The sequence below is a fragment of the Pseudoalteromonas sp. SG44-1 genome, assembly GCF_014164315.1.
Taxonomy (GTDB): Bacteria; Pseudomonadota; Gammaproteobacteria; order Enterobacterales; family Alteromonadaceae; genus Pseudoalteromonas; species Pseudoalteromonas rhizosphaerae.
In genome coordinates, this window is the sequence record NZ_JACJEW010000025.1 from 1 (window position 1) to 18317 (window position 18317).

The 18317-nt window shown below is 41.6% G+C and carries 14 protein-coding genes; 7 read left to right on the top strand and 7 right to left on the bottom strand.

Going from position 1 to position 18317, the window contains the following annotated elements:
* The first annotated feature begins 30 nt into the window (after positions 1-30).
* Complete coding sequence (locus H5187_RS12700; RefSeq protein WP_182739887.1) at positions 31-543, top strand: DUF2931 family protein; 513 nt, start codon at positions 31-33, stop codon at positions 541-543.
* A gap of 182 nt (positions 544-725) precedes the next feature.
* Complete coding sequence (locus tag H5187_RS12705) at positions 726-1238, top strand: DUF2931 family protein (RefSeq protein WP_182761528.1); 513 nt, start codon at positions 726-728, stop codon at positions 1236-1238.
* A gap of 215 nt (positions 1239-1453) precedes the next feature.
* Here the strand turns inward: H5187_RS12705 and H5187_RS12710 are convergent, their stop codons facing one another.
* Complete coding sequence (locus H5187_RS12710; protein WP_145235173.1) at positions 1454-1936, bottom strand: winged helix-turn-helix transcriptional regulator; 483 nt, start codon at positions 1934-1936, stop codon at positions 1454-1456.
* Between the two features lie 170 nt (positions 1937-2106).
* Between H5187_RS12710 and putA the strand changes: the two genes are divergently transcribed.
* Together putA and H5187_RS12720 are read left to right on the top strand one after the other, a co-directional pair.
* Positions 2107-5910 (top strand): bifunctional proline dehydrogenase/L-glutamate gamma-semialdehyde dehydrogenase PutA, encoded by a 3804-nt coding sequence (putA, locus tag H5187_RS12715; protein WP_182718365.1) that lies wholly within the window; start codon positions 2107-2109, stop codon positions 5908-5910.
* Between the two features lie 108 nt (positions 5911-6018).
* A complete protein-coding gene (locus tag H5187_RS12720; RefSeq protein WP_182761526.1) occupies positions 6019-7215 on the top strand; it encodes an HD-GYP domain-containing protein in 1197 nt (398 codons plus the stop codon).
* 47 nt (positions 7216-7262) lie between these two features.
* Here the strand turns inward: H5187_RS12720 and H5187_RS12725 are convergent, their stop codons facing one another.
* Together H5187_RS12725 and H5187_RS12730 are read right to left on the bottom strand one after the other, a co-directional pair.
* The gene (locus H5187_RS12725) at positions 7263-8288 is read right to left on the bottom strand and encodes a general secretion pathway protein GspB (protein ID WP_182761525.1); all 1026 of its coding nucleotides are present in this window, start codon (positions 8286-8288) and stop codon (positions 7263-7265) included.
* 13 nt (positions 8289-8301) lie between these two features.
* Positions 8302-9219: an ExeA family protein gene (locus H5187_RS12730; protein WP_145235164.1), complete on the bottom strand. Its 918-nt coding sequence runs from the start codon at positions 9217-9219 to the stop codon at positions 8302-8304.
* A 128-nt stretch (positions 9220-9347) separates the two neighbouring features.
* On the opposite strand from H5187_RS12730, the gene H5187_RS12735 reads away from it, so the two are divergent.
* The gene (locus tag H5187_RS12735; protein ID WP_182739884.1) at positions 9348-10454 is read left to right on the top strand and encodes a tRNA nucleotidyltransferase; all 1107 of its coding nucleotides are present in this window, start codon (positions 9348-9350) and stop codon (positions 10452-10454) included.
* A gap of 9 nt (positions 10455-10463) precedes the next feature.
* Here the strand turns inward: H5187_RS12735 and H5187_RS12740 are convergent, their stop codons facing one another.
* The 4 genes from H5187_RS12740 to H5187_RS12755 all read right to left on the bottom strand — a co-directional run bounded on the left by H5187_RS12740 (position 10464) and on the right by H5187_RS12755 (position 13824).
* Entirely contained in the window at positions 10464-10973 is a 510-nt protein-coding gene (locus tag H5187_RS12740) for a DUF1566 domain-containing protein (RefSeq protein WP_182718369.1), read from the bottom strand.
* Positions 10970-12643 carry a DUF1566 domain-containing protein gene (locus tag H5187_RS12745; protein ID WP_149981363.1) on the bottom strand — a complete coding sequence of 558 codons (1674 nt, stop codon included), beginning with the start codon at positions 12641-12643 and terminating at the stop codon, positions 10970-10972. Before H5187_RS12745 ends, H5187_RS12740 begins: the two co-directional genes overlap by 4 nt.
* 103 nt (positions 12644-12746) lie before the next feature.
* Complete coding sequence (locus tag H5187_RS12750; RefSeq protein WP_149981364.1) at positions 12747-13079, bottom strand: hypothetical protein; 333 nt, start codon at positions 13077-13079, stop codon at positions 12747-12749.
* 16 nt (positions 13080-13095) lie between these two features.
* The gene (locus tag H5187_RS12755; RefSeq protein WP_149981365.1) at positions 13096-13824 is read right to left on the bottom strand and encodes a DUF2982 domain-containing protein; all 729 of its coding nucleotides are present in this window, start codon (positions 13822-13824) and stop codon (positions 13096-13098) included.
* A 246-nt stretch (positions 13825-14070) separates the two neighbouring features.
* Between H5187_RS12755 and H5187_RS12760 the strand changes: the two genes are divergently transcribed.
* Both H5187_RS12760 and H5187_RS12765 read left to right on the top strand, forming a co-directional pair.
* On the top strand, positions 14071-15123 hold the full coding sequence (locus H5187_RS12760) for an efflux RND transporter periplasmic adaptor subunit (RefSeq protein ID WP_149981366.1): 1053 nt from the start codon (positions 14071-14073) through the stop codon (positions 15121-15123).
* A 3-nt stretch (positions 15124-15126) separates the two neighbouring features.
* Positions 15127-18225, top strand: coding sequence for an efflux RND transporter permease subunit (locus H5187_RS12765; protein ID WP_149981367.1), 3099 nt, complete (start codon positions 15127-15129; stop codon positions 18223-18225).
* Positions 18226-18317: the final 92 nt, after the last annotated feature.

Genomic DNA, 18317 nt, shown 5'->3' on the forward strand with positions numbered 1-18317 from the left:
GCAATCACAATTAATAAATGGATATAGATTATGGACAAGCTCATAAAATCACTCATCACACTTGCTTTAACATTATTTGTAATAGGTTGCTCGTCAACAGGAACAATTGATTACATGGTTGCAGGTGTCGGCACCAAAAATGGCAATGCAATTTGGGGCCGCTCAATAGTATTTGATGATGAGTGGGGGATCCCTTCCGGTGCAATAGAATGCTGTTACGCACAAGCTGGTGGTACGGTAAGTGTTTACGATAAAAAATTCCCAGAAAAAGTAGCCGTTGAATGGTTAGATAAGTCAGAAAATAGAATTTACTTTGGTGAAGTGGCAATAGATAAAAATGGTTATAGGTTAGCTAAAAATTTACCTTCATACACAGCGCATACAGGTAAGGTTTTTAAAGATGTAAAACCATATTTAATAGTCGGTATGGGTGAATCAGGTGAGATAAAGGTTTGGATTTCAAATACACCATCAGCGGGGTTTACAGGTCGCGTATTACACGAGCTTGGTTCAGGACAAGCCCAATGGCGTGAGAATAAGTAGTAAAGCCACTACCCTAAGCTTATGTTCTATAAAGTATTCGCAGAGGCAGCCCGTAGCTCATGACCCAGAAGAAGACGCTGAATTCACCACTAAAAACCACAGCTCGCGCTTTGTTATAATCAGCCTGCGCAAGCAGAGCTCAGCACACAATGGCAATCACAATTAATAAATGGATATAGACTATGGACAAACTCATAAAATTACTTATCACACTCGCTTTAATATTATTCGCTGTAGGATGTTCGTCAACAGGTAAAATTGATTACATGCTTGCAGGTGTCGGCACCGAAAATGGCAATGCAATTTGGGGGCGCTCTGTGGTATTTGATGATGAATGGGGAATACCGTCAGGGGCAATTGGGTGCTGCTATGGTGAAACTAGAGCGACGGTAAGTGTTTACGATCAAAAATTCCCAGAAAAAGTAGCCGTTGAATGGTTAGATAAGTCAGAAAATAGAATTTACTTTGGTGAAGTGGTAATAGATAAAAATGGTTATAAGTTTGCAAATAAACTACCTCGATTTAGTTACCATACAGGCGAAGTAGAAACTGATATTTACCCATATTTAATAGTCGGTATGGGTGAATCAGGTGAGATAAAGGTTTGGGTTTCAAATACACCATCCGCTGGGTTTACAGGTCGCGTATTACACGAGCTTGGCTCAGGGCAAGCCCAGTGGCGTGAGAATAAGTAGCAGAGCCACAGCCCTAACATTCTCTAAATTATGAGTAGAGGCGGCCCGTAGCTTTGGCCCACAAAGTGATGCGAGACAAGCTTTATAAAAAGATTATAAGCATCATAGGTGCTTAATATCAGGCATTACTTTGCAACAATGCCTTTTCTGAATCGATTTTAATTTCAACACCACTCCCATTTTAAGATAATCGGATATATAAATAACTTTTAAATTTAAGTATCGAGTCTGAGCCCTGTGTCTTGTTTAATTTTTTCGATCACCATATAAGTGTGGTGCGTACCAACACCCGGTATATCGACTAAATCACCAAGCACTTGACGGTATTCATCCATATCCGAAACCCGAATCTTTAATAGGTAATCATAGCCACCAGCAACCATGTCGCACTCAACCACTTGCTTTATTTTTAAAATATGTTCACGGAACACTTTAAATACCGCAGTATTTGACGTCACTAACGACACTTGCACATGCGCGACTAAGCTTTGATTAAGTTTGGCTTCGCTCAACTTGGCAAAGTAACCTTCGATGTAACCTTCTTGTTCAAGCCGTTTTACTCGATCAAGACACGGGCTGGGACTTAAGTTAACCTGCTTTGCGAGGTTAACATTAGATATTCTGCCGTTTTTTTGCAGAACGTCTAAAATTGCTAAATCGATACGATCGAGCATGCGTAATCTATTCGGACTTGTCATAACAGAATTTTATGCGGATAAGTTTAAGGTATGCCCTGTAAATTATCGTAAAACGCTAAATTTAACCAGCATATTCTGCTGGATTTTAATTAGAATGCACGCATTACGTACATAAAAATCGGGCAGCGAAATTTTTTAGCTGCAAGACTCCATACACCAGAGGGTTGCTTATGTTATTTGACGGCGATTTGACAACAACGTGTCCAATCAGACAAAAAATCCGTGACTTTTATCGCATTGACGAAAATGCTGTAATTGATCATATTTTACCGCTTGCTGAAGTTGGCGTAAAAGCCCGCAGCCGTGCTTGGGAACGTGCTCGCCAGATAGTTCACACTATTCGTCGCGATCAAGATGGTCAAAGCGGTGTTGATGCGCTACTTAATGAGTTCTCTCTCTCTAGTGAAGAAGGCGTGGTATTGATGTGCTTAGCTGAAGCATTACTTCGCGTGCCAGATAAAGCCACTCAAGACACGCTAATTCGCGATAAGTTAGCCAAAGGCGACTGGAGCTCTCACTTAGGCAGCAGCGACTCACTATTCGTTAATGCGTCATCTTGGGGTCTATTAGTGACCGGTAAAATGGTTAACTACACTGATAAAACCAAAGAACAGCAGTTTGGTGTACTGAAAAAAACCATTGGTCGTTTAGGCGAGCCGGTTATTCGTAAGTCAGTAAACTTTGCCATGAAGATCATGGGTAAGCAGTTTGTTATGGGTCGTACAATTAACGAAGCCATCGAACGCGCTGCAGAAAAAGAGCAAAAAGGCTATGTATATTCATACGATATGCTTGGCGAAGGCGCTCGCACCATGAAAGATGCACAGCGTTATTTCAATAGCTATATGAATGCGATTCATGCTATCGGTAAAGCGGCAAATGGCCGTGGCCCAATTAAGAGCCCTGGTATTTCAGTGAAGCTGTCTGCGATTCATCCTCGCTATGAGTTTACTCATAAAGAACGTGTCATGAACGAAATTGTGCCTAAGCTTAAAGAGCTGGCCATGGCAGCTAAAAGCTACGATATTGGCTTTACTGTTGATGCTGAAGAAGCGGATCGTCTTGATATTTCACTTGATGTAATCGAAGCAGTATTTAGTGATGATGACCTAGCTGGTTGGCATGGTTTTGGTTTAGCTGTGCAAGCGTATCAAAAACGCGCAATTTTTGTGATTGAATGGTTAACTGAGCTTGCCAGCCGTGTTGGTCGTAAAATGATGGTGCGTTTAGTTAAAGGTGCCTACTGGGATACCGAAATCAAAACCACACAACAAGATGGTTTAGAGCACTTCCCAGTATTTACTCGTAAGGCAACCACCGACGTATCTTACAAAGCATGTGCTATCAAAATGCTAGAAGCACGTGATGTACTTTATCCACAGTTTGCAACCCACAATGCCTACACTGCGGCAACAATTTTAGAAGTTGCTAAAGGTGATAACCAAGGTTTTGAATTCCAACGCCTGCACGGTATGGGTGAATCATTATTCGACCAAATCGTAACTGAAGAAAAAATTCAGTGTCGTGTTTATGCCCCTGTAGGTCAGCACGAAGATTTATTGGCTTATCTAGTGCGTCGTTTACTTGAAAACGGTGCTAACTCATCGTTTGTTAACGCCATTGTAGATACCACGAAACCTGTTGAATCGTTATTACCGGATCCGGTAGAAACACTGCAAGGTTTGCGTAACAAGTACAACACGCAAATTAAGATGCCGATTGATTTATACGGCGCTGAACGTGCTAACTCAAAAGGTATGGATTTAACCGATATCAATGTGATCACGCCATTCAAGGAAAATCTTGATAACTGGTTTGCAGAGCACCGTATTAGTGAAAGCGATATTCCTGAAGGTTCAATTGCAGTTAAAAACCCAGCCAATCATCAAGAGATCATCGGTCATATCAAGCTACAAAATAGCGATGATATGCTCACTCTACTAAGCAATGCAGAAACCGCCTTTGAATCGTGGTCACAAACGCCAGTTAAAGAGCGCGCAAACCTATTACGCCGTATTGCTGATATTCTAGAACGTCATCACGACGAGCTTGTGGCTATCTGTATCAAAGAAGCCGGCAAAGTAGCACAAGATGGTATTGACGAAGTACGTGAAGCGGTTGATTTTTGTCGTTACTACGCAGCTCGCGCCGAAGAGCTAAGTGAAGATGAGCGCTTTGAAGCCCGTGGTGTGATTTTATGTATCAGTCCATGGAACTTCCCATTAGCAATCTTCTTAGGTCAAGTTGCTGCTGCAATCGTAACTGGTAACACTGTTATTGCAAAACCAGCTGAACAAACTAGCTATATTGCGCTGCGCACTATTGAGCTTATGTTATCTGTTGGTTTACCAGAGCATGTGGTACAGCCTGTTATTGCGCGCGGTAGTGAAGTAGGTAAAACTATTGTTCCTGATGAGCGCATTCAAGCGGTTATGTTCACAGGCTCAACTGAGACCGGTACCATCATTTCACAAACACTTGCTGCACGTAATGATATTCAAGTACCGTTGATTGCCGAAACCGGCGGTCAGAACTGTATGATCGTAGATTCAACAGCATTGCCTGAGCAAGTCGTTGACGATGTGATTAGCTCTGGTTTCCAAAGTGCTGGTCAACGTTGTTCTGCACTGCGTGTATTGTTCATTCAAGAAGATATCGCAGATAGCGTAATTGAAATGATCAAAGGCGCGTTAAAAGAGCTACACATTGGAGATCCATCATTACTATCAACCGATATCGGCCCTGTAATTGATGAAAAAGCCTTGAAGAACTTAAACGAACATGTTGAGTACTTAAAAGGCAACGCAACACTGCATTATGAGTGTGATATTCCAGATAATAGCGAAAACGGAGCGTATTTCTTTGCGCCACGTTTATATGAAATCAAAGATCTATCTGTACTGAAACGTGAAGTATTTGGCCCATGTGTACATATCATTCGCTTTAAAGGCACAGAACTTGATAACGTGATTGACCAAATAAATAACACTGGGTTTGGTTTAACCATGGGTATCCATTCACGCATCGAAGAGCGTTGTGAATACTTAGCAAAAATGTCGCGTGCAGGGAACGTCTACGTTAACCGTAATATGATTGGCGCGATTGTTGGCGTACAACCGTTTGGTGGTCGTGGTTTATCTGGCACCGGACCTAAAGCAGGTGGCCCTAACTACTTAACTCGTTTAGTTAAAGAAAAAGCATCACCTGAAAACGTGCAAATGACTAACTTAACACCAGACGAGCTTGACACTCACCACTATTCAGGTGCTGCTGAGCAAGTCGAGAAGTTAATGGCAAACTCCATGCGCGATGAAAAAATTTGGCGCGCAACCCCACTGAACGATCGTGTTTCAGCGGTACGTCAGTTATTAGCTAAAGTTGCCACAGTCGATATTATTGACGAGTTAGCCGACGATTTAGCATTAACACTTGCCGATGCTCGTGCCCAACTTAATCGCCTTGAAAAGCACATGCGTAAGTTTACTACTTTGCCGGGGCCAACAGGTGAATCAAACACCCTTCACCTTGAAGCGCGTGGCTGTGTTGTATGTTATGCCGATAAGAGTACCTCGTTTAACTTCTGGGCTATTTCGATCATCACCGCACTTGCTGCAGGTAATACCGTGATCACCGTAGCGTCGGAGTTATTCTATGACGAAGCGGTGGCCTTTAAAGATAAGTTTATCTCAACAGGTATTGCTGAAGGGGTATTCCAAGTAGCTAAACCGAATCAGTTACAAGCTATTTTGGCGCACCCTCATTTAGCAGGTGCTGTTGTTGCATCGCGCTCATCACGCTTAGGCTACTTCAGTCAACAGCTAGCGCAACGTAAAGGAGCTATCTTGCCAGTGATCAGTGCTGAGTACTACGACACGCTAATCAAGCGCTTATTAACAGAAAAGACCATTAGTATTGATACAACTGCTTCAGGCGGTAATACATCACTAATGACTTTAGTTGAAGATGACGAGTAGAGTTTAAGTAGATATTAACAAAGGGCGCTAATTAGCGCCCTTTTTACTACTTATCCAGTAAGAATTTTGCTAACTTTGTAGTATGTTATTTATTATGAAGTAAACACATTGAAAATTATCCCAATCGATCAGCTTATACCAGGTATGTTTGTACATAGCGTAACTAAACAAACGGGTAAAATTAAAATCAAAAACCAAGGTTGGGTAAAAACGCAAGCTGGCGTACAGCAACTTATAAAAGCCGGTATCTTAGAAGTTGAAATTGATCCTGATAAAACCATCGTTGAACTCACTCCTACTGCCACAACAAGCGGTATAAAGGTTGAACCGCCTAAACAACGTGATCCTTGGTCTACAACACACAGTGTTGAGCAAGAGATGGACAAAGCATTTAAGCTCTACAGCGAAGCAAAACAACTGCAAAGCAAAGCATTTACCGATATAAAAGCCGGTAACACTATAGATATTACCCCCTTTAAAGAATTAGCTAGCGGCTTTATTGATTCGGTATTTCGTAATCAAGATGCGCTAGCATGCATCACCCGTATGCGTGAAAAAGACGCCTACCTACTAGAACACTCGATCAATGTCTCGATCTTAATCAGTATTTTTGCCAAACACTTAGGTTTTGAACGAGCGCTTATTGAAGAGCTTGCCACCGGTGCGCTATTACATGATATTGGTAAAATTCAGATACCGGATGATATTCTTAATAAGCCGGGTAAGTTAACCGATCAAGAATATAAAGTGATTCAGGATCATGCGCGTTTTAGTAAAGAAATTTTAGAAAAAGCGGGCCTTAAAGGCATTGCCGTCGATATTGCAGGCTTTCATCATGAGCGACTAGATGGCACGGGTTACCCGTTTGGCAAGCGAGCTGATGAAATAAGCCAGTACGTGCGTATGGCATCGATTGTTGATGTCTATGATGCACTTACCGCTGAGCGTGTTTATAAGGCCGGCATGGAGCCAATCAAGGCCTTTAAAATACTCAAAGATGGTTGTCCAGATAGCTTTGATGGCGAGTTACTGACTAAATTTATTCAGTGTATTGGCGTTCATCCAGTTGGCACGTTAGTTAAACTGTCGAGTCAAAAAGTCGGCCTAGTGACCAAAAGCAACCCTAGCAGCCCTCTTAAACCTCAAGTGAAAACTTTTTACAATGCAAAACACGCTCACTATACGCAAGTTCAAGATATAGATCTGGCGCATAACCGAAATCAAGATTCGTTAGAATCCGCCATTAAACCAGCGGATTTCAACATTGATTTAATTAGATTTTTCAAAAATTCAATTTTGCCGTAATGATCACCGAAAACAAAATAGGCCTGCGCGAAGTAGCTATATAATCGTCACTCGGGCCAATCTTGCAGCGCTTTTAAGCTAAATTCATAATCATCAAAACTCAGCACCGTTTGCTCTGGAGTGATCTCTAATACTCTTAAGTCCCCAATGCTATCTCCCTCATATAACTCCCGATTATTGAGCTTTACCCAACGTTTATCAGGTGATGATGAGTAAATATGCGCTTGGTATTTAATTTCTGGCATCAATGCCAACAAAGCATCAGGTAGTAACTCAATCGGCTCAGCATAAGATGAATTTTTAGTGCCTTGCGTTACTTGATGAGATTGGGTGCTTTGAGTATCTTCGATAGCGCGAGCAAAGGCGTTTTTAAGCGCCGTTGGCACAGTTTCAAGTTCTTCATCGCTGACAGTTGCCACAGGCTTTGATTTCTCACTAGTCGGTTCGCCAATAGGCTTCCCCAATACTTTGTATTTACTCATATCGATATTGCTAGCGCTATTGTTAATCATTGGCTGCATTTGCACTGCATTAGGATTATATTGCTGCTGAGGCGCTGCATATACTTGCTGATAACCATTAGGTGTTTGCACCAGCATTGGCTGACCTTGCGGATAAGCTGGTGCAGTATTTACTGGCACTTGCACCCACTGATATTGCCCTGCTGCTTGTTGGTATTGCTGAGGTTGAACAAATTGCGGCTGAGACATCGGCTGCGTGCTGGCAACTTGGGCTGGGCTAGTTTGTACTGGATTTGTTTGCACCGGTATCGATTGCTCAGGCTTCACTGTGGCAGGTACAGGTGTTTTGTCATCAGCAGGCTCCACTGATTGATCCTGAACAGTCGTTACCACTTGTTCAGGGGTATTAAAATGATTTTTTTGTAACCATTTACCAATTGAAAACCCTGCCATTAAGGTCAGTAAAAAAGCAACCAACAAGCCAAGCGAAATCGCAATAAAACGATAACGCTGCAGTTCTTGCTGCTGTTTTAATTGCTCAGCGTTTCTGTCATGTGCTGACGCTTCATCATGTTGTTCTGATTGTTTTAAGGCATCTAATAAATACGACATATATGACCATTAATTAAAGAATAAACGACAAACCAATACCCAGACTGAGCACAGTTAAAAATGCCAACGGATAGAGCCAATTAAACGACGACTGCTGCTCTATACTAACGGAACTTAATGCACTCGGCGGTAACGCTTCTTGTGCTGAGCGCATTACTATATCACTATCAATCATCGTTAGCTGCTTAGAAAAAGCGCCCATTAAACAGCGTTCACATAATAAGTTTACTAAACGCGGAATACCTGCAGTAACTAAGTGAATCGTTTTTAACGCATCATTTGAGAATAGTCCCCGATCACAACCTGCAACATACAAACGATGCTTAACGTAAGCAAAAGTTTGTCCTTCAGTTAACGGTAGTAAATGATAACGAGCAGTGATCCGCTGTGCTAACTGACGCAACTCATTACGCTTTAATAAAGCCTGTAATTCTGGCTGACCAACCAATACTATTTGTAGTAATTTTTTATGGTTTGTTTCTATGTTAGTTAATAAACGAAGCTGTTCTAGCACGTCAGGGGCTAAAAGCTGAGCTTCATCAATAATCAAAATAGTGTGGCCACCTGCTTGATGATTCGCTTCAAGATGCTTTTTAATTGCATCTGTTAAGGTTTTTAACGTCGCATTTTGCTCGTCATAAACAATATGAAATTCATCGCAAATACTCGCTAACAGTTCCAATTGTGACAGTGCTGGATTATGGATCAACGCCACTTGTGTGTTTTCAGGTAACTGCTCTTGCAAACTGCGGGTTAAGGTCGTTTTCCCTGTTCCCACCTCACCGGTTAACAATACAAACCCACCGGCTTCACCTAAGCCATAAGTTAAATGCGCCAACGCTTCTTTATGGCGTTCGCTTAAAAATAAGTACTGTGGATTTGGCGCGATTGAAAACGGTTTCTCTGACAAGCCAAAATAGCTTAAATACACCCTAAATTTCCTTACTGATTAAATCACGGCCTATAATGGCAAAAAAACAGCGTAAGTGAAAACCTTGTTAGCGTTTTATTAGTTAAATAACGTAAAATAGTTTGCACAGTTAATATTCAGGGGAAATTATGCAAGTTTATTTGGTCGGTGGAGCAGTTCGTGATGAGCTATTAGGGCGAATCATCAAAGAACGCGATTATGTGGTGGTCGGTGCAACTCCTGAGCAACTGATCAAACAAGGCTATCAACAAGTTGGTAAAGACTTTCCCGTTTTTTTACACCCAAAAACTAAAGAAGAATACGCACTAGCTCGTACCGAGCGAAAACAAGGCCAAGGTTACACGGGCTTTGTCTGCGAGTTTTCAGCAGATGTTACCTTAGAAGACGACTTACGCCGCCGCGATTTAACCGTTAACGCTATTGCAAAAGCACAAGATGGCAACTTAATTGACCCTTATGGCGGCAAGCAAGATTTAGACAACCGCATTTTGCGCCATGTATCTGACGCATTTAGCGAGGATCCACTACGCATATTACGCGTTGCCCGTTTTGCAGCTCGTTATCATTATCTTGGTTTTACGATTGCCGAAGAAACCCAGCAATTGCTAACACAGATGATCAACCAAGGAGAGTTACAAACACTCACCGCAGAACGCATTTGGCTAGAATGTGAAAAATCATTAACGGATGGCGCATTTGCTGAGTTCTTGAATATTTTAGCGCAGTTAGGCGCGCTTAGTGCAATCAGCCCTGCCTTAGCAGGTAACTGGAGCGATGAGTTATATCAACAACTAAAAAACCGTTACGCTTACGCACAAAGCCAAAATATAACCGATCAGGCATTATTGTTTGTACAAGCCACTGCATCATTGACGCAAGAAGAGATTAAAATTCTCAGTCAAACTATTCGTTTACCAAATGACGTACGCGACTTAGCATTACAACTTAATACCCACCAAGCAACCTTAACTAGCCAAACAATCACCGCAGAGCAACTACTCAGTTGCTGCAATCAACTCGATTTATGGCGCCGCCCTGAACGGTTCGAGGCAGTTCTAAAAGCCGTTGAGATTAACCAAGCAGCATCACTGGCTAATCAAAAATTATTATTAACAGCAACCAAAGCAGCTAAAGCAATTAACCCGCAGCAATTTATTACGCAAGGCATTAAGGGCGCAGCAATAAAAACCGCGCTAGAACAAGCGCGGTTAGAGGTATTTCAGCAGTATTTTTAAACGGCGATGTTACTTTTCATAGCGCACTAAGCGTAAATAAACGAACGACTCTTTATCGTGCAAACTGTTAAGACCTCTGTCAAAGGTGTATACCCAAGCTGAAGTTTTATCGCCAATACCTGATGTACTAGTCCAATAGTTCTCACTTAAATTGCCCAAAAACACGGTCTCATTAATACTAGGGGTTACACAGCTATGTTCTAAAATACTGGCAAGCTCTTTATTATTAGGTACTTGCCAATCTTTATAAGCACCTGTGCGGTCGTTTACCGCAGCTCTTAATGCTTCTTGCCAATTAACTTTCACAATGCTGTTTAAACAGCTATTGGTTGTTAGGTCATAGCTTTGTCCATAACTACAGGTTTGCCACATAAGTCCGGTGATATTATCACTCACCGTACCATCGGTGTGCATTGTAAAACGCGCTGTAGCCGTTGTTTGTGTTACACCTTCATAACAGGTCTGCACAGCCATTGCTGCAGGGCTTGCTAACAATAAGCCAATTAATAATGATTTCATTGTGTTGCTCCTGCGGTTCTGACTAAGCGCACAAACGCGGTATCACTTTTAGGATATGCCAAATCATTGCCGTCGCTCATATCAAAAATATACGCTTGTGATAAGCTAGTCCCATCTACCGCAGTTTGTGAGGTCCAATAAATTAGTCCATCCGCTAATAAGTTACTATTAGGCGTATTAGGAAAGTAATTCTCATCGAGCAATATTGATTGTCCATGCTTGCCATAATTAAGTAGCGTTAATAGCTCTGTGTAGCTAGGTACTCGCCAGTTAGTACCGCCACAGTAATCAAGAGCATTTACTTCATTAACATACACTTGTAAGTTACAATTATTATTACTTGGGCAAGTGCTGTTTGGCGTGCCAAGGCTACTCCCCGTTTGCACACCATCTTCACTAGTTAAATACCAAGTATAATGATTTTGTCCTTCACGCAACGCCGTATTTGGTAAAGTGCCTGTATTAGGGCTTTTTACTTCCCAAATCAAACCCGTAACGTTATCGCGAATACAACTAAAATTAGCGGCGCTATCTAATAATTCATCGGCAAACTGGTTAAGTTTTGTAAAATCAAAAGCCTGCTCACCTTTACCCACTTTCTCGATATGCGAGCCAACCCCACTATCGCGGCCAACAGAAGCATCTTGACGCGGAAAATCAGGACTTGTACAGGCTATTTCTTGGGTGTTGTTGTAGCATTTGCTCATCCCAGTATCATTGATAAGACCAAGCGGTTTAGAATTAACCACAATATCAACACTATCTTTATCAGTGCGACCTTTACTATCAGTCACGGTTACTTCAAAAGTATGGGTGTTGACCGCTTCGGTTGCCGGTGCTGTGAAAGAAGTAATACATTGCTGCTGGTTATCAAGCACCGCTGTGCCAGCTGTTTGCTGCCAGTAGCATTTAAAGGTGTCTGTTACTGTTTCGGAATCTGTAGCATCTAAGGTCACTTTTTCCAGCTCAATAACACTTTGATCAATACCAGCATTAGCAATAATGACTTCACTGGTTTTGTTTAAGGTATGAGAATACTGCGAGCTCGACTCGCCCCCCTCATCATCAACAACCGTTAACAGCCAAGTGATCTGCGTGTTGGTATCAAGTAACGGATGAGTGAAACTAATTGTTGCATTGCTATTACTATCTACAGCGAGCGTTGGCCCTGTAATTTGTTGCCAGTTATAGCTATTAATTTGGCCATTTTCATCCGGATCAACTGAACTGGCGCCACTTAAGGTAATTATATCTTTATAATCTGAAGGCAATGTTTCGGGTGCAGTTTGAGTGACAATGACTTGAGGAAGCTGATTATTTGACTCAATTTCGATCAGTAAGTCATCACTAACTAATTGGCCATCGGTGGTTTGATAACTAACACGCAGTAATAGCTCACTGTTTGCTTTAATATCAGGGGCAGTAATGGTTTGTAGTGCACCAGTGAGGGGAAAGCCGGCAATAATTGGTCCACTTACTCGCTGCCAGGTAAAGGTACCATCAGCAGGCGACCCTTTGGCCTCAATAGTAAATTCACTTTTTTCAATAATGCGCTGATCATCGCCAGCAAATACGGATGCTGCGACTACGGGATTATCGTTGCCGCCTCCGCCACCACCGCATGCTGTCAATACAGCAAACAACGGTAAAACCATTAAAGGGGATTTCATGCACTGATTCCTCATTTAAAACTGAAATTACGTAGCTTTTATATTAATAGCCACGCCAATCAATAAATTAAGCAACAACAATGCCAGATACAAAAAGAGGATGTTATAAATAGCTATCTTGGTGAATACGGACAAATAACTTTGTGCCTATTTTACTATAATCGACCTTATACTCACGACCATCTAACGCCTGAATGAACAGTAAGCGCTTCTCTTCTCCAAATACGTCAGCACTACCTATGTAAACCATTTCTAAATAGCGCTCTTTAGCTTCACGACGATTTTTTGGCAACTCTTCCTTAAATGGCTCTAAACCATGTTGAGTTACCTTGATTTTTGGGTGTATTTCAGAATTCACGATCACTAAATCGAGTTTTTTATCTTTATGGATTATGGTATTTCTGCCACTTTTAATAAAAGATCTATCTTGACTCATCGCTTCATCCTACTAACTAACGCCTATTTTCAGGCGTCTGTCTCTCTAATTGAGATTCTATAAATACGACTGGGTTATTCCGCCATGCATTTAAGCTATGGCTAAAATCCCAAATACTTCTATCTAATACACTTGCGGGTAACAGTAAATCATATCCTGTTAATTGCCGTAGATGTCGCATCCTATTAGCAAACATGGCTATCAAGCCATTAAAACTGCGACCATTCACAGAAGTGTAATGATTATCTTCAACTAACCATTCTGATGGGCAATTGCCATTTTTGCAATGTTTTTGAATTACTTGCATAAATAAATGCCGTTGTTCGATCAATAATTTACCAGCAATTCTTGGTGCTAATTGTAATAAAAATTCATCAGTGTCATTAAGTTTAATACCTACAGCATTTAACTCAAGCGGTTCAAGTTCTTGTTCTACTTTAGGAATACCACTGCGATTTAGATTTTCTTGCTTCAGACTCCAATAGCCATATTTATGTTGATAAGTAAGTTCTTGTTCTGTAATAACTAAACTGTAATATGGCTCTTGAGTTTTTAAAAAACCAACAAAAATAGCAGCCAAACATAAACTCACTAAAAAAGTTTCGAAAATGCTAATTTCGTCGGGCCGCAGTAAATTAAACAGCATTATAAATATCAGCCCCACCGCACCGACAGTGAGAATTTCGATACCATTGCGCGCACCTTGCGCACGCAATTTTAAAACAGTATTTTTGCGTTTAACCATAACGATAAAAAATAATATAAAAAACGTACATAATTATAGTCCAAATAATCAATTTTCGTATTTTCATACAACGCGGACATTTGCTCGTTAACTTCATAACTCTCTCATATACAAACACAAAACAGGAACAAACAAAAAAATAACTTAACTTTTACGCCTAACCGACAGATTTATGAGATACGCGGCCGCCAATTCACGCTGTAATTTTGTACACTAGAGGCAATTAAATTTCCGGTATTTTTAACAATGTATGCAAAGCAATCTGGCAAAGCGCTATTTCCATTTATTATTACTCTACTTCTGGGGCTATGTGTTTATCTTTATTTACCAAGTAGCCAAGGTGAGCAATCCGACTTCACAGCAAGTGCTACCCAAGTAACCGCTCACACTGTAGCAAGTGAAGAAAATGCAGTCCTCATTGAGGCTATCGGCAGTGCCCGCGCTAATCAAGCAATTTATATAAAAAGCGCACAAAATGATTACGTAACTGACATTTATTTTAAAGACGGTGATTTAGTCAGTAAAGGTCAAAAGCTCGTACAATTGCAATCGCAGCAAGAAGAACTCACCGTTAAAGAACTGGCAATTAACTTACGTGAAGAAAAACGTCAACTTGAACGCTTAACTGAGCTTTCTCGCTCTCAAGCAACCGCAAAGTCATTGCTCGAAGAGCAACTTTCTCGCGTTGATGCAACCGAAGCGCAGTTTGAAAATGCTAAAACTAAATTGGCTGAAATGACTATTTTCGCGCCTTTTTCAGGCATTTTAGGTAAGCGTCAAATCTCCGTAGGTGCTTATGTAAATAACAGCACAATTATTACAAGTTTAGATGACATAAGCATAATTAAAGTCGATTTCAAAGTCCCAGAAAAATACCTTGCGCAATTAAACGTTGGCATGAAAGTAATGACCCAAAATGATGCTTACCCTGAAAAAACCTTTACCGGTAAAGTAACACACGTTAGTGCACGAATTGATTCAATAACCCGCAGTGTTGAAGTCACAGCCAGCTTCGCGAATAAAAGTGGTTTATTACGCCCGGGCATGTTGCTCAATACAGCATTACAACTGAGCTCAAATCAAGCGATGATGGTGCCAGAAAAAGCGGTGATCCCACAACAAGATAAACATTATGTTTTTCAAATTGAAGACGGAATAGCAACCAAAGTAGAGGTTCACGTTGCAGGTCGTCACAATGGCTGGGTTGCCATTGATGAAGGTATTAGTAATGGGCAGCAAATTGTTACTGAAGGAATTATTAAAATTCGCTCAGGCAGCAAAGTTACTGTGAAGGGGTAAACTGTGAAAATTACTGATACCAGTGTCAAACGCCCCGTTTTTGCAATTGTAATTAACCTACTGTTACTAACCTTTGGTTTAGTGGCTTTTTCGATGTTACCGCTGCGCGAATATCCTGATATTGAATCACCAATAGTCAGTGTAAGCACTGAATATACGGGTGCCTCAGCCGAGATCATAGAAACAAAAATAACCCAAGTACTGGAAAACCGTATTTCCGGTATCGAAGGTATTAAAAGCATTAATTCATCAAGTAGAAATGGTCGCTCAAATATTACCATTGAATTTAATATCAGCCGTGATATTGATGCCGCATCAAACGATGTCCGCGAACGTGTAGCGCGCGCACTAGATAGCCTCCCTGAGCAAGTACGCCCGCCAGAAGTATCTAAATCTAACAGTGATGAAAGCCCTATTGCTTGGTTTTTACTCAATAGCGACACGATGGATTCATTGCAACTGTCTGATTATGCACAGCGCTTTATTGTCGACCGTTTAGCTGTGGTAGATGGTGTTTCCAATGTGCGTGTTGGTGGTGAACGTAAATATGCCATGAAAATTTGGCTCAATCGCCAAGCAATGGCTGCTCGTGGCATAACCAGTAGTGACATAGAAAACACCCTACGAACTGAAAATGTTGAGCTACCAGCTGGTGAAATTGAATCTATCGACCGTGATTTTACCGTACGAACAGCGCGTAGTTATAAAGAGCAGCGAGACTTTAAAAACTTGGTAATTAAACGTGGTGACGATGGTTACTTAGTTCGTCTTGGTGAAGTTGCTGATGTAAACTTAGAAGCCGCTGACGATGAAAGCTTATTCCGTGGTAATGGCCGCAACATGGTTGGCCTTGGTATTGTTAAACAAGCTAAGGCCAATACACTTACCGTGGTCGATAATGCTCGTGCTGAACTTGAAAAAATCAAACGTAATCTGCCAGAAGGCACAACTATTCAAGACAGCTATGACTCGTCAATATTTATTAAAGAATCGATTAACGAGGTTTACAGTACCTTGGCTATTTCAATGGCTTTGGTGGTATTAATTATCTTCTTATTTTTAGGGAACATTCGCGCTACCTTGATCCCAGCGGTAACAGTCCCTGTTGCGTTGGTTGGTAGCTTTATGTTCTTACTGGCGATGGGTTATTCAATTAACTTATTGACACTACTGGCGCTGGTGCTAGCAATTGGCTTGGTTGTTGATGACGCGATTGTAATGCTAGAAAACATTCACCGGCGTATCGAACTGGGCGAACCGGCTCTACTAGCTGCCTATCGTGGCGCCCGTGAGGTTGGTTTTGCAATTATAGCCACCACCTTAGTGCTGATCTCGGTGTTTGTGCCTTTGGTATTTATGGATGGCCGTATCGGCGCATTATTTACCGAGTTTGCGATGGCCGTCAGCGCTGCGGTATTCTTCTCAAGCATTACCGCATTAACACTCTCGCCAGCGTTGTGTTCATTAGTACTCAAACCATCCTCAAAAGAGAGTAAATTCAGCCAATGGATGGACCGTATCTTTAGTAAGATTGAGCAAAGTTATAAAAACTCTTTACGCTCAAATATGACGCGTTCAGGTGGTTTAACAATCACCCTACTGCTGGCTGGTTTTGTTAGTTATTTACTGTTCCAACAAATTCCTTCAGAACTTACGCCAAAAGAAGACCGTGGTACTTTCTTTATCATGATGAGTGGCCCTGAAGGGGCAAGTTATGAAAATAACGCCGCCAACATGGCAAAAATTGAAGAACGTTTAATGCCTTATTCCGAAGCGGGCGAACTAAGCCGAGTGCTGGTGCGCGTACCTGGCTGGGGTGGCAGCGGTGGTGTAGCAATTGTTGGTATGGCTGACTGGGATGAACGTAAACGTTCAACTTGGGAAGTAATGGATGAGATCAGTGCAAAAATGACTGAAGTCACCGATGTGCGCGCTTTTGCTATTATGCGCCGTGGTATTGGTGGCGGTGGCTCATCACGGCCCATTGAGTTTGTCCTGCAAGGTAATGATTATGCACAATTAGCTGATTGGCGAGACCGGATCATTGAACGTGCAGAGAAAAACCCAGGACTGGTGCGTATTGACCATGACTACAAAGAAACCTTCCCGCAGTTTTTGATCAGTATCGATAAAAACAAAGCGGCGGATTTAGGGATTTCAGTTTCGGATGTTGGCCGCACCCTTGAAACCATGTTAGGCCAACGCCGTGTTACCACCTTTATTGACCGTGGTGAAGAATACGATGTGATCTTAAAAGGCACCAAAGCTGACTTTGCTGATCCTACTGATATATCAAATATTTACTTAAAATCACGCAGTGATGAACTGGTTCCTCTAGATAGCTTAATTAGCTTGAAAGAAGAAGCCACTGCATCAAGGCTAAATCGTTACAACCGAATGCGTGCTATTACTTTGAGCGCTAACCTCGCCGATGGTTATACCCTTGAAGAAGCGCTTAACTTTTTAAATAAAGTGGCAATGGAAGAAAACGAAATTGATGGCGCCATTGATTATAAAGGTGAATCGCAATTATATTATGAAGGTGCCTCAGCGATGACGTATGTTTTCATTCTAGCGCTTACTGTTACCTTCTTAGTTTTAGCCGCTCAGTTTGAAAGCTTTATGCACCCCTTTGTGATCATGCTCACTGTGCCACTGGGTTTGATGGGCGCAATGTTTGGTTTATGGGTTGCAGGACTAACCATAAACATTTACAGCCAAATAGGCATTGTAATGCTGATTGGTCTTAGTGCTAAGAACGGTATATTGATTGTCGAATTTACCAATCAATTGCGCGATAAAGGCGTAGAGTTTAGTGAAGCTATTTTACAAGCAGCAACCCAAAGATTGCGACCAATTATTATGACCTCTTTGACTACGGTAATGAGTGCGGTGCCACTAGTGCTAGCCTCAGGCCCTGGTGCAGAGAGCCGTATGGTAATTGGTGTAGTGGTGTTTACTGGCGTTATTGTCGCAACCATACTTACGCTATTTGTTGTTCCTGCGGCGTACTATGCGCTGGCTCGCAATACTCAGTCTCCTGAGTTTTTACAACAAAAGCTCAACCAACAAGAAGCTGAAAGGCCGCTAAAAGAGCTTTAATCTCATCGTAGCGTTGCAAACCCATAGCAACGCTACTTTTCACTTCCACACACTTCCCTACTGTAATTAAATGAAATAATAAACCACCTTGC

Coding starts and splice junctions, on each gene's coding strand:
- H5187_RS12700 (WP_182739887.1), top strand. CDS start 31: ATGGACAAGCTCATAAAATCACTCATCACACTTGCTTTAACATTATTT.
- H5187_RS12705 (WP_182761528.1), top strand. CDS start 726: ATGGACAAACTCATAAAATTACTTATCACACTCGCTTTAATATTATTC.
- H5187_RS12710 (WP_145235173.1), bottom strand. CDS start 1,936: ATGACAAGTCCGAATAGATTACGCATGCTCGATCGTATCGATTTAGCA.
- putA (WP_182718365.1), top strand. CDS start 2,107: ATGTTATTTGACGGCGATTTGACAACAACGTGTCCAATCAGACAAAAA.
- H5187_RS12725 (WP_182761525.1), bottom strand. CDS start 8,288: ATGTCGTATTTATTAGATGCCTTAAAACAATCAGAACAACATGATGAA.
- H5187_RS12735 (WP_182739884.1), top strand. CDS start 9,348: ATGCAAGTTTATTTGGTCGGTGGAGCAGTTCGTGATGAGCTATTAGGG.
- H5187_RS12740 (WP_182718369.1), bottom strand. CDS start 10,973: ATGAAATCATTATTAATTGGCTTATTGTTAGCAAGCCCTGCAGCAATG.
- H5187_RS12745 (WP_149981363.1), bottom strand. CDS start 12,643: ATGAAATCCCCTTTAATGGTTTTACCGTTGTTTGCTGTATTGACAGCA.
- H5187_RS12750 (WP_149981364.1), bottom strand. CDS start 13,079: ATGAGTCAAGATAGATCTTTTATTAAAAGTGGCAGAAATACCATAATC.
- H5187_RS12755 (WP_149981365.1), bottom strand. CDS start 13,824: ATGGTTAAACGCAAAAATACTGTTTTAAAATTGCGTGCGCAAGGTGCG.
- H5187_RS12760 (WP_149981366.1), top strand. CDS start 14,071: ATGTATGCAAAGCAATCTGGCAAAGCGCTATTTCCATTTATTATTACT.